The 11,760-nt window shown below is 36.5% G+C and carries 14 protein-coding genes; all 14 read right to left on the bottom strand.

Annotated features, from left to right (window positions below; all coding sequences use genetic code 11):
• Window positions 1–954: hypothetical protein (locus tag AC220I_RS11880; RefSeq protein ID WP_486724052.1), on the bottom strand; the 954-nt coding region annotated here is incomplete at its 3' end.
• Window positions 947–1,444 carry a rod shape-determining protein MreD gene (mreD, locus tag AC220I_RS11875; RefSeq protein ID WP_486724051.1) on the bottom strand — a complete coding sequence of 166 codons (498 nt, stop codon included), beginning with the start codon at window positions 1,442–1,444 and terminating at the stop codon, window positions 947–949. The genes mreD and AC220I_RS11880, both read right to left, overlap by 8 nt.
• A complete protein-coding gene (mreC, locus tag AC220I_RS11870) occupies window positions 1,445–2,320 on the bottom strand; it encodes a rod shape-determining protein MreC (protein ID WP_486724050.1) in 876 nt (291 codons plus the stop codon).
• 17 nt (window positions 2,321–2,337) lie between these two features.
• A complete protein-coding gene (locus AC220I_RS11865; protein ID WP_486724049.1) occupies window positions 2,338–3,363 on the bottom strand; it encodes a rod shape-determining protein in 1,026 nt (341 codons plus the stop codon).
• A 37-nt stretch (window positions 3,364–3,400) separates the two neighbouring features.
• Window positions 3,401–4,075 carry a RadC family protein gene (gene radC, locus AC220I_RS11860; protein WP_486724048.1) on the bottom strand — a complete coding sequence of 225 codons (675 nt, stop codon included), beginning with the start codon at window positions 4,073–4,075 and terminating at the stop codon, window positions 3,401–3,403.
• Window positions 4,076–4,078: 3 nt separating this feature from the next.
• Window positions 4,079–4,666 (bottom strand): Maf family protein, encoded by a 588-nt coding sequence (locus AC220I_RS11855; protein ID WP_486724047.1) that lies wholly within the window; start codon window positions 4,664–4,666, stop codon window positions 4,079–4,081.
• Window positions 4,663–4,911 (bottom strand): DUF4321 domain-containing protein, encoded by a 249-nt coding sequence (locus AC220I_RS11850; protein ID WP_486724046.1) that lies wholly within the window; start codon window positions 4,909–4,911, stop codon window positions 4,663–4,665. The genes AC220I_RS11855 and AC220I_RS11850 overlap by 4 nt, the downstream gene beginning before the upstream one ends.
• Before the next feature lie 183 nt (window positions 4,912–5,094).
• Window positions 5,095–6,309, bottom strand: coding sequence for an MFS transporter (locus AC220I_RS11845; RefSeq protein ID WP_486724045.1), 1,215 nt, complete (start codon window positions 6,307–6,309; stop codon window positions 5,095–5,097).
• Between the two features lie 92 nt (window positions 6,310–6,401).
• On the bottom strand, window positions 6,402–7,391 hold the full coding sequence (locus AC220I_RS11840; RefSeq protein ID WP_486724044.1) for an RnfABCDGE type electron transport complex subunit B: 990 nt from the start codon (window positions 7,389–7,391) through the stop codon (window positions 6,402–6,404).
• Window positions 7,392–7,401: 10 nt separating this feature from the next.
• On the bottom strand, window positions 7,402–7,983 hold the full coding sequence (gene rsxA / locus AC220I_RS11835; protein ID WP_486724043.1) for an electron transport complex subunit RsxA: 582 nt from the start codon (window positions 7,981–7,983) through the stop codon (window positions 7,402–7,404).
• A gap of 12 nt (window positions 7,984–7,995) precedes the next feature.
• Window positions 7,996–8,589 (bottom strand): electron transport complex subunit RsxE, encoded by a 594-nt coding sequence (gene rsxE, locus AC220I_RS11830; protein ID WP_486724042.1) that lies wholly within the window; start codon window positions 8,587–8,589, stop codon window positions 7,996–7,998.
• A gap of 12 nt (window positions 8,590–8,601) precedes the next feature.
• Complete coding sequence (locus tag AC220I_RS11825; protein ID WP_486724041.1) at window positions 8,602–9,180, bottom strand: RnfABCDGE type electron transport complex subunit G; 579 nt, start codon at window positions 9,178–9,180, stop codon at window positions 8,602–8,604.
• A complete protein-coding gene (locus AC220I_RS11820; RefSeq protein WP_486724040.1) occupies window positions 9,180–10,115 on the bottom strand; it encodes an RnfABCDGE type electron transport complex subunit D in 936 nt (311 codons plus the stop codon). Before AC220I_RS11820 ends, AC220I_RS11825 begins: the two co-directional genes overlap by 1 nt.
• Before the next feature lie 11 nt (window positions 10,116–10,126).
• Window positions 10,127–11,440 carry an electron transport complex subunit RsxC gene (gene rsxC / locus AC220I_RS11815; protein WP_486724039.1) on the bottom strand — a complete coding sequence of 438 codons (1,314 nt, stop codon included), beginning with the start codon at window positions 11,438–11,440 and terminating at the stop codon, window positions 10,127–10,129.
• Window positions 11,441–11,760 lie beyond the last annotated feature (320 nt).

The raw sequence follows: 11,760 nt of genomic DNA, 5'->3' as shown, positions 1-11,760 counted from the left end.
TTGGTTAGGATTATAATTATTCTGCGTCACGAACTTAGCCGTTTCAGATTCAGAAGATATTTTTCCCATGTAGCCAAGGATATGGGCTGCTGTAGAACCATTTGGATATGTTCTGATCGATTCGTAAGAAATCGTCGTTCCAGGAAACTCAAAGCCCTTTTCTTGAACTCTAATGGCAGTTTCTTGCTTAACAGAAGGTGCAATAATAATAGGCTCGTACTTATAATAGCCCTTCTCCTTGATCGCATGTCTAAAAACTAATATTTTATAAGCATCTTCATCAGTAAGTGAGTCGTCAATTTTGAAATCTGATCTTTTTCTTATGATTGCAAAGGCATCTTTTGCAGAAGTGCCGATCTCAATACCGTACATCTTCATAAAATTATCTTTGTACAGCTCGTCCAAAAATTTCATTTTTGAGGTTGAAATTGGTAAGTATTTTCCTTGATTGTAAAGAATTTTAAAAGCTTCATAGTCACTCAAGCTGGTATCAAGATAGTTGCGACTTCTAACATCTTTAAAAATATCAGATGCAGTCATGGATTGATCATAACCGTTATCTTCCTTCCACTTCTTGATGTTATCATCATAGACATATCGATACGTTCCCTTATCCATTATAATTGGAAACTCGATGTGACTTTCACCCTGATCCTCAAGAAAATCATAGAGACCAATCGCAATATCAGCGAAATCATTTGCTGGAATGACACCACTGTTGAGTTTTAAGACAAAACCAACATTACTGGTTGCCAATATTTCACCATTTCGATCGTAAATGTCACCCCTTTTAGCATAAGTCTCTATTTTCTTGATCCGATTATTGATGGATTTGTCATAATACATGGCACCTTGAATAATCGTTAGATCATAGAGTCTATAGCCCAATAGACAAAAGACAATCGTAAAAAATATTATAATTTGATTTTTTCGATTAAAAATGAGTTTAAGCATTAAAATCACCTAGTTTATAACCATTAAGTCTTTTAAAGACAAATGCATATACAAATAAGCCAATGAGACTATTGTATATAACTTCAGTAATAATTTTCCATATTAAGAGTGAAAGCGGAATTGTTGATTGCAAAAAGAACATTAATATAAAGAAGGTAAAGTGATAGAAGAGCGTACCAATTGCAATTAAAAAAATCGGTGTCAAAAAATTGCCCTTGAACATAACACGCTCTAACTTAATTATGGTGAATACCAACAACAAATAGATCAATAAATTAATGCCCAATACCTTTCCAAGAAAAACATCCTGTAATATGCCACATGTAAACGCATAAATATAGGCATGTTTATCAGTAAACAAGGCTAAGAATACAATAGATAAAATGATGCATAGATTAGGCAATGCATCATTTATTCTAAGAATCTGAAATACCGTACTCATCAATATGAAGTTGACCAATCCTATTAAAATGACGTATCGATATTTCATTTATTCGTTCACTCCCGTTTCTGGTGTTGATTCGTCCGTTTGAACGGTATCGTCCAGTTCGTGATATGGAATTACAAGTACTTTATTTATTTTTTTAAAGTTAACGGCTGGCACCACTTTGATTTTTTTAAGGAATAAATCCTTATCATCAATCACTTCATAGATTCTGCCAATTAAAATGCCTTTAGGGTACATCCCAAGGCCTGACGTTACAATATAGTCATTGACACTTACAACTGCTTTCGGATCATATAGTTCACCAACGAGTTCGTAATTTGAAGTACCATTTAAAATGCCGTCATAATCGTCTGTGACCCTTAGCATTTCAAAGCCTACAGCTGATTTATGGTCAATGATTGAAATGACTTTTGACCAATTATCACCGACCTCATAGACTAAGCCAACCAAGCCATTACCGTTTATTACAGTACTATTTTTAACGATGCCTTGATTTGCACCCGCATCTATGGTGAACATGTTGAACCAGTTGCCAATATCTTTCGAAATAACGTTACAAGATACGTAATTGTCTATGCCGAAACGATTCACATAACTAAGAGCTTGACTTAAATCTTCCAGTTCTTTAAGTTCCTTTTGCTGCAAAGTAAGCGAAACAATCTGCTCCTTCAAATGTTCATTTTCAAGGGTGAGATCTTCGTTCAAAGTCTTATAATTCAAAACATTAATAATAGGCTCCGTCTTCTCATCTACAAAATTCCCGATACCACTCAGGAATCTTTGTATAGGAGAAAGTACCGTGCCTATTTGACTTTCTATAAAGGTTATCCGTTCTCTACCACCAAATGAAATTGCCATCAGAATGAGTAAAATGATGCCCATTAAAACAACAATCACTTTTTTATATCGCTCATTCATGTGATCACCAACAATGCTTAAAGAGATCTAGAGGATATAAAAACTTCTTTTAACTCATTGAAGCTCTCAACAGCCTTACTTGTTCCAATTGCAACACAATCCAATGGATTTTCAGCAATTTTAACCGGCATTCCAGTCTCTTTCTTAATGAGTTTGTCTAAATCTGTTAGTAAAGCACCACCACCAGCAAGAACTATACCTGATTGATAAATATCAGATGCAAGTTCAGGAGGTGTTTTTTCAAGTGTAGATTTTACCCCTTCAACAATTGCTTGAATTGGCTCTTTAATTGCTTCATATATTTCACTTGAATGTAATATTAATGTATTCGGTAAACCTGTGACAAGATTTCTACCGGTCACTTCAAAAGTGCGCTCAATTGAAGGTAAAAGTGCACAAGCAATGCTCATTTTAATATTTTCAGCAGTTCTTTCACCAATCATTAAGCTGTATTTCTTTCTAACATAGTTTACGATTGAATCATCTAGTTCGTCTCCAGCAATTCTAATTGAACGACTCGTAACAATACCACCTAAAGAAATAACGGCGATTTCAGTTGTACCGCCACCGATATCAACAATCATGCTTCCAGTAGGTTCAGTAATCGGTAAATCTGCACCAATTGCTGCTGCCATAGGCTCTTCAATAAGGAATGCGTCTTTTGCACCAGCTGATAGTGAAGCTTCATAAACAGCTCTCTTTTCAACTTCAGTTACTTGTGAAGGAATACCTACTACAACTTTAGCCCCTGTTAAAAAGTTCATATTTGGAACTGCTTTGTTGATGAAGTACTTAATCATTTTTTGTGTAATATCAAAATCCGCAATAACGCCATCTTTAAGCGGTCTAATTGCTCGAATCTGACCTGGTGTCTTACCAATCATTTCTTTGGCTTCTTTACCAACTGCCAATACATGACCTTTGTCATTAATAGCAACTACAGAAGACTCTCTTACAACAATGCCTTTTCCCTTTACACAAACTAACGTATTTGCAGTTCCTAAATCGATTCCCAACTGCTTATAAAATAATCCAAATCTCATTTTCAGTTTCCTTTCACATTTCATAATTTCGGCGAAATTACAATTGACCATTTTCCTTAAAGCTATAATACTGCGCTTTACCTATGATAATATGATCAATTAAATTTATTCCCACAATACTGCCTGCTTCTTTAAGTCTCATTGTGATATTTAAATCCTCTTTACTTGGTGCAACATGACCAGATGGATGATTGTGTATCGCAATGATTGCTGCAGCACTATTTTTAATCGCTTTATTGAAAACTTCTCTTGGATGCACAATAGATGCATTTAAGCTTCCAACAGAAATAATTTCCCACTTTATAATTTCATTTTTAGTATTGAGTAATACAATAATGAATTTTTCCACCCTTTCATGGCCGATCTCACTTTTAAAAAATGAAAAAATAGCCTCAGGGGAAGAAATTTTAAGCTTTGATTTGAAATTTGCTCTTTGAATACGTCGGCCAATCTCTATGCTCGATAGGATTTGACACGCTTTTGAAGGACCAATCCCCTCAATTTCACACAGTTCTTTTAGGGATAAGTGGTTGATATCAGAAAAATCACTTGGACACTTTTCAATAATTTTATGGGCTAGGTCAATGGCAGAATAGTTTGACGTACCTGTCCTTAAAATTATGGCCAATAGCTCGGCATTTGAGAGCGTTTCTTGTCCATAGTGAATCAATTTTTCTCGTGGTCTTTCCTCCAAAGGCAATTTCTTTATCATATGCTATAGTCCCTCTTTCGTCAATAGATTTATTCGAAATTCATCGTTCATGATTCTATTTAACTTAGAGAGTGGTAAACCCATTACACTGAAAAAATCACCCTTAATCTGATCTACCAACAAAGCACCTTGACCTTGAATACCATAAGCGCCAGCCTTATCCAGCGGTTCACCAGTTTCAATATAAGCATGGATTTCTTCATTCGTCAGTTCATTAAAAACGACTTCAGTTTTAACATAATCAACACACTTAATATTCTTTGATTCACAAACCACTGCAATTCCAGTATAGACATCATGTGTCTTACCACTGAGCTTTTTAAGCATATCAAACGCATGGGCTTCATTTTCAGGTTTGCCCAGAACTTCATTTAAATAAACGATGGTATCACTACCTATGACGATTGATTCAGGCATTTCTTTGGCAATTTGGTATGCCTTTTCGAAGGATAATCCCATAACAATTTGTTCAGGTTTTTCATGAAATGTTGCTTTCTCATCAATATGACTTGGACAAACCTCAAAGGGCACTTTTAACATGTCCAGAAGTTCTGACCTTCTTGGTGAGGCGGACGCTAAAACAATCTTCATATTTTTCGATACAAGACAAAGGCGAGCACGATTCCTATAATACCAGATACATTAAGCGTTAACTTAAACCCAAAAGTAAGGGTTACAACACTTAAATCCAGCAGGAATGGATCCACACCAATTGACTTTCCATAATTTAATATCGGCATGACATCACCTAATGCAGAACCGATAATACTCCCAATAATTGCACCTGTCAATATTAAAAGAAGTAGAATTAAACCATCATTACTTTTAACTCTCATAGTCACCTCTATAATACCATTTTTTTACATTTGATTCCAGCACATTTCTATTTTAGTTTAGCATTATGTGAAAATAAATACAAGATAAATGCCACCTTATAAAAATGAATTTTATTAAATATTCAACGTCTCAAGATGAAATCGGTTAACCCTTTAAACGATTTATAAGCTTGAATTTACAGGCTATTTTTCTTCACTGGGTATTTTGACTTTAATCGCCACGTACAAATTACCTAGAGATATAAAAGCTGCCAAATAGAAAATATATTGTGGACCATACTTGACCCAAATAACACCACCTAGAATTGCACATGCAATTGAGACAAAGTGATCCAAACTCTGTCCTAGCGTTAAAGTATGTGTAATATCACCCTTATTAAGTGAAATTGACTTTAAATAAAGTGTACGGATGAGTCCCATTTGAGTAGACATTCTATCAATTATCAAAATCCCATATGCCATTAGTAGACCGAGTCCAGTTGTCTTTATACTACCGTTTACATAGCCCGCACTGAGCATACCATAAATCGCATATACACCTATAAAAGAAAGCGCATCCGCATATAGCATTTTTTTTATACCAAACTGATCAATCCATTTTCCCAAATACGACATAAAGAAAATGCCAATAAAAGCGCCAATAATGCCAAGCACAGCAAGCGTATCCGCCTTTTTACCAAGAAGCTCTATCAAGACCCAAGGGCCATAAACCATCATAATCTGTTTTTGAACACCAAACAGTATGACCAGATAATAATAGTACTTATATTCTTTGTGCAACACAAACTTCAATTTCTGTGGTGTATGGCCAGAAACATTTACAGACTGATCCAAGCGATATAACAAAATAAAGACCAATAAAAACAAAAAACCCGAGATGACAAATATCCATTTTACTGGACTTGTAAAACTGAAGAAGCCAACTTTAAACCCTAAAAATACCAATACAGAGGATGCCATTTGAAAGCCAGTAGCAATCCCTTTAAATCGACCCATCTTCTTGCCCAATCCCTCCTTGCCAGAGAGCTCAATCCCAATGCTATCCTGGAGAGGAAAAAACAAGTGCATGCCCACAGAATTAATAAAAACAAAGATGAGCATAACGCCAAAGCTTGGTGTTATAAATCCCAGAACTGTAATGCCGATAAAACTCATGAGTTGTGCAACCATAGAAATTCGAATATCACTCATAAAGGATAAAGACGCAATTACAAGAACGCTTATTATCCCTGGAATTTCTCTTGGAAACTCTATAAGCCCCCTCTGAAAAGCATTGACTTGGTAGGCATCCTTAAAGTAATTCGACATAACGGAATTACTTAAACCAAGTCCAAATGCAGTAATTGCAATTATTAATATATATAATTTTATCTCTCTGCTATTATTTCTAGTTTCCATATCATCATCCCTTTTTTTAAATCCTCAATTTTTGCAAAAAAGCTGACTCATTTGAGTCAGCTTAATTCATATCACATGTTTTATGTCATACTCTATTTCATTTCAATTGCATCTTTTGGACATTTAACTTCACAAACGCCACAGCCAATACATTTTTCTTGATCAATTTCATGTACTTTTTTAAGCTCTCCTGCAATCGCCTCCACAGGACAGTTTTTAGCACAGATTGTACAGCCAATACACTTTTCATCTATGATGTAAGCTTTCTTGCGTTTTGCTAGATCCCCTTCAATTGCTTTAGTCGGACATTTTTCAACGCAAACCATACAATTTGTACATTTGTCATAATCAATAACTGCAAGATTGTTAACCACATGAATTGCATCAAATGGACAATTCTTCTCACAGATACCACACGCGATACATGCTACACTACAGTTCTTTTTAACCATAGGACCTTTGTCCTTATTATTACAATCAACAATCGTTAATTGGCTATAAGGTACAAGTGTAATAACATCCTTAGGACATGCTTCAATACACTTGTTACATGACGTACATTTTTCAGGATCAACTTCTGCAATACCCGCACTGTTTACATGAATGGCATCAAACGGACAAACCTGTACACAGGTTCCTAATCCCATACAGCCATATAGACAGCTCTTAGGACCACCATTGAGCATGTTTGCTGCCACACAGCTGTCAAAGCCTTCATAATCAAATCTGTTTGAGCATTTTTCTTCATCACCCTTACAGAGCACTTTTGCAACTTGCTTTACAGAATCACCAGCATCAAGTCCCATTATGCTTGCAATGTTTTTTGCACAATCTGCCCCGCCAACAGGACAACCATTTACTGGTGCAATGCCTTTTACAACTGCGTTTGCAAAACCATCACATCCAGGATAACCACAAGCACCACAGTTTGCACCTGGTACAACTTCTCTAACTGCAATAACTCTTGGATCAATTTCAACAGCAAATTTTTGAGATGCAAGTGCAAGTCCTGCACCGAACAAAAGTCCCATGACACCCAAAATACCTGCTGCAACTAATATACTCATCATATCCATTGTCATTCACCCTTTCCTAAACCAAACCAGTAAACCCTAAAAAGGCAATTGACATTAAGCTTGCAGTGATTAATGCAATTGGGAAACCTTTAAAAGGCAATGGTACATCTGAAATTTCGAGTTTTTCTCTGATCCCTGCAAATAAAACGATTGCAAGCGAAAAACCGATAGCGGCAAAAAACGAATGAACGATTGTTTGAACTAGGCCAAACTTATATTGAATATTTAAAAGTGCAAGACCTAAAACTGCACAGTTTGTTGTGATAAGTGGTAAAAATACCCCTAGGGCTTGATAAAGTGTTGGGCTCATTTTTTGAAGAACGATCTCAACAAATTGTACAAGCGATGCGATTACTAAAATAAAAGCTGCTGTTTGAAGGTATTGAAGCCCTAACTTCTCCAATATAAAATATTGTACAAAGTAAGTCAAAATACCTGCTAAAGTCATTACGAAAGTTACCGCCATTCCCATACCAAAAGCAGTTTCAACTTGCTTGGATACGCCAAGGAAAGGACAAATTCCTAAAAATCTCGAAAGGACAAAGTTGTTAACGAGAATCGCACTGACCATTATAACTAATAAACTTGCATTTTCCATTACAACCCCTCCTTATTTCGCTTTTTTCATTTGAACTTGATTATAAATCGCCAACAAGATACCAAGCGCCAAGAACGCACCTGGAGGTAAGATCATGATCAATGCAGGCTTATAAGCTGCGCCAAAGATAGAAAAGTTAAAAATACTACCATTTCCAAACAATTCTCTAACGCTACCCAAAACTGTTAAAGCAAGTGTAAAACCAAGTCCCATACCAACACCGTCAAGTAAAGAATCTAATATGCCGTTCTTTGACGCAAAAGATTCTGCTCTTGCAAGAATGATACAGTTAACAACGATCAAAGGAATAAAAAGTCCAAGAGCACTAAAAAGGGCTGGAACAAAGGCTTCCATCATCATGCCTACGATTGTAACAAAGCTGGCAATAACGACGATAAACGCTGGAATTCTGACTTTAGATGGAATTACATTTCTAAGAAGTGCAATCGCCATATTGGAGCACACGAGAACTGCTGTTGTTGCAAGCCCCATACCAACACCATTTACAGCAGATGTCGTTACTGCAAGTGTTGGACACATTCCCAATAATTGTACAAATATTGGGTTTTCTTTAAACAAACCATTGGTTAAATTTTTAATATTCATCTAAATCCCCCCCTAGTTTCCCATTATAAAGTGGTAAGCTTCAATTGAAGCATTAACGCCACTCGTAATTGCAACTGAAGAGATTGTCGCGCCAGTGATTGCTTGTATGTCTGTTTCAGTTGGGTTAGATTTTGCTACGCCAATAGGACCAGCAGCTGACATGCCATTATATTGTTCATAAAAAGCAGGTTCTTTTGCACGAGCACCAAGACCTGGTGTCTCTTGATGATTTCCCATTCTCATACCAGTTACAGTGCCACTTGTATCAATACCTGTTACGACTTCCACAGCGCCACCAAAGCCTGTTGGCAGTGATTTAAACACATAACCAATGACGTTGTGGTCTGCGTCATACCCGATATAGGCTTCTGCAACCACAGGAAAATTAGATTTAATATCTGTAAGCTGACCAGCTTCAACATCTTCAAATGATGCTGCCACAGGTAAAACTGCCGCTTTTGCCGCATCGTTTGCAAGTTGACGCTGCAAAGCAATTTGATCTTTTGTGACTTCATTGGTCATTGCAAGTGCGAAAGCTGCTACTGCACATATAATAAAAAGTATAATGCCTGTTTTAAATATATCTCTCATTATTTAGCACCTCCAAAAACTCGAGGTTGAGTGAATTTATCAATTAATGGTGCAGCCACATTCATTAAGAGTATGGAATAAGAAACCCCTTCAGGGTAACCGCCATATAATCTAATAATTGTCGTTAAAAGACCACAACCTACTGCATAAATGATTTGACCCTTAGCTGTAATTGGAGAAGATGCATAGTCAGTTGCCATGAATACGGCACCTAAAACTAGACCACCTGCCAAAACGCTGAAAATCGTATATTGCAAATTAAAGCCACCTAATAAAAAGGTTAAAACAGCAACTGTTCCCATATATACAAGTGGAATTCTAACGCTGATTACTTGTCTGTATACAAGATAAGCACCACCTAATAATAATAAAAGTGCAGATGTTTCGCCTATACAACCGCCTACGCTACCAATCAAAGCATCTGCGATTGAAGGCAATGGGACACTTAAACCTTCTTTCATAATGCCAAGAGGTGTTGCTGTTGTCACTGCATCTGCCTTAACGGCAACCCAAGTTGTCATTTGAACAGGCCAAGATGCAACGAGCATTGCTCTTGCTGCAAGTGCTGGGTTCATCCAGTTATGACCTAAACCGCCAAAAGCTTGCTTAACAATACCGATTGCAAATACACTACCAACAACTGGAATCCAAAGTGGTACAGATGAAGGTAAATTCATTCCCAATAATAGACCTGTAACCACAGCACTAAAATCTGTTACCGTAACAGGTACTTTTCTAACTTTTTGAACTGCATATTCTGTAATCATTGCAGATGCCACTGAAACAATCAGTACCATCAATGCACTTATTCCAAAATTATAAACACCATATGCCGCAGCTGGCAAAAGTGCAATTGCCACATCCCTCATTATCTTTTGTGTCGTATCATTTGAACGAATATGAGGTGATGAAGAGACTTTTAATCTTGCTTCCATATAATCCTCCCCTATTTTTTCTTCCTTGCGATAATTTCTCGCTTTGCAACCCTAATCGACGATAACAATGGTCTCTTAGAAGGGCAAACAAATGAACACGATCCACACTCAATACAATCAAGTGCTCTGAAGGCTGCCGCCTTATCATAGTTGTGTAAAAGTGCATATGCACTGATTTGAATTGGCTCTAAAAATGCAGGACAAATACTTACACATTTACCGCATTTAATACATGCTGATGGTTCTGGAATTCTTGCTTCTTCAGGTGTGAAACATAAGATACCAGATGTATTTTTCATCGCTGGAAGATCATCTGTCATCTGTGCAACACCCATCATTGGTCCACCTAACAAAATCTTTTCTGGTGTACCCTTGAAACCATCACAAAACTGAATAAGTTCTCTTAAAGAGGTACCGATTTTGAATCTGATATTTTTAGGTGATTTAATCGCACCACCAGTGACTGTACATATTCTTTCAACAAGTGGCATACCCGTTGTAAAGACGTTTGCAATTGTCGCAGCAGTCGCCACATTGTTCACCACAACACCTGCATCCATTGGCAATCCACCAGAAGGCACTTCTTTGCCAGTACATGCAAAAATTAATTGTTTTTCTGCACCTTGAGGATACTTGGTTTTTAAGCCAACAACTTGTACATTCGTACCTGCAGCCGCTTTTGTCATAGTCTCAATTGCGTCAGGCTTATTGTTTTCTATTCCGATGAAGCCATTTGATACGTTTAATGATTTCATCAATATTTGTAGACCGAGAACAACTTTCTCAGGTTCCTCTAGCATTAATCGATGGTCACAAGTTAAATAAGGTTCACATTCTGCGCCATTTAAAATGATAGTATCGATTGTTTTTTCAGGCGGTGGTGATAACTTAACGTGTGTTGGGAAACCTGCCCCTCCCATACCAACAAGACCAGCCTCTTTTATGATCTCGATGATTTCCTTATTTGACAATGTGGTATAATCTGCCTTTGGCTTAACCGTTTCATGGTACTCGTTCTTCATATCATTTTCAATCATGATACATGTGTCGAAACCATATGCAGTAAACCTTTTCTTGACATCCAATACCGTACCCGATACTGAACTGTGAATGTTTGCAGATACAAATGAACCTGCTTTTCCAATTAATTGACCAACTTTGACCATGTCACCTTTTGCAACTACAGGTTCACACGGCGCTCCAATGTGTTGTCTTAATGGAATTTCTACTATCTTAGGTTCTAAGTAATCAACAATTGGTAAATGCTCCGTTGATTTTTTAGAATGCGGTGGGTGTATGCCACCTTTGAAGGATAGAAGACCCATATAATCTCACCCCTTAACAAAGATTTAGTGTTACTTTATTAATAATATTACATTTTATTAACAAAGAAATTATACTGTATACAATTTCTTTCATAACCAATAACAATTTTACTATAAAATACTTTCAAGGTCAATGCTTGAACTATTGAAAATACTTATATCAGAAAAGTTTAAAAGTTAATTTTTTAGCAATCATTGTCCTGTTCATTTTATATTTATTCACATGACAGATATACGTTTTGCGTCCCGCACCTATTGGATATACTAATAGTTAAACCCTTTTCAATCAGTATATCCAATTCATTTTAAAAAAACTATAC

The sequence above is a fragment of the Fusibacter sp. genome, from assembly GCF_057447755.1.
The sequence above is the reverse complement of the archived record's forward strand: the minus strand, read 5'-3'. Positions and strand labels throughout refer to the sequence as shown.

What these genes read in the sequence shown, in the direction of transcription:
- AC220I_RS11855 (WP_486724047.1), bottom strand. Translation starts at nt 4,666, where the DNA reads ATGAAGATTGTTTTAGCGTCCGCCTCACCAAGAAGGTCAGAACTTCTG.
- AC220I_RS11865 (WP_486724049.1), bottom strand. Translation starts at nt 3,363, where the DNA reads ATGAGATTTGGATTATTTTATAAGCAGTTGGGAATCGATTTAGGAACT.
- AC220I_RS11850 (WP_486724046.1), bottom strand. Translation starts at nt 4,911, where the DNA reads ATGAGAGTTAAAAGTAATGATGGTTTAATTCTACTTCTTTTAATATTG.
- AC220I_RS11820 (WP_486724040.1), bottom strand. Translation starts at nt 10,115, where the DNA reads ATGGAAGCAAGATTAAAAGTCTCTTCATCACCTCATATTCGTTCAAAT.
- mreD (WP_486724051.1), bottom strand. Translation starts at nt 1,444, where the DNA reads ATGAAATATCGATACGTCATTTTAATAGGATTGGTCAACTTCATATTG.
- rsxC (WP_486724039.1), bottom strand. Translation starts at nt 11,440, where the DNA reads ATGGGTCTTCTATCCTTCAAAGGTGGCATACACCCACCGCATTCTAAA.
- AC220I_RS11825 (WP_486724041.1), bottom strand. Translation starts at nt 9,180, where the DNA reads ATGAGAGATATATTTAAAACAGGCATTATACTTTTTATTATATGTGCA.
- rsxE (WP_486724042.1), bottom strand. Translation starts at nt 8,589, where the DNA reads ATGAATATTAAAAATTTAACCAATGGTTTGTTTAAAGAAAACCCAATA.
- rsxA (WP_486724043.1), bottom strand. Translation starts at nt 7,983, where the DNA reads ATGGAAAATGCAAGTTTATTAGTTATAATGGTCAGTGCGATTCTCGTT.
- radC (WP_486724048.1), bottom strand. Translation starts at nt 4,075, where the DNA reads ATGATAAAGAAATTGCCTTTGGAGGAAAGACCACGAGAAAAATTGATT.
- AC220I_RS11840 (WP_486724044.1), bottom strand. Translation starts at nt 7,391, where the DNA reads ATGACAATGGATATGATGAGTATATTAGTTGCAGCAGGTATTTTGGGT.
- AC220I_RS11845 (WP_486724045.1), bottom strand. Translation starts at nt 6,309, where the DNA reads ATGGAAACTAGAAATAATAGCAGAGAGATAAAATTATATATATTAATA.
- mreC (WP_486724050.1), bottom strand. Translation starts at nt 2,320, where the DNA reads ATGAATGAGCGATATAAAAAAGTGATTGTTGTTTTAATGGGCATCATT.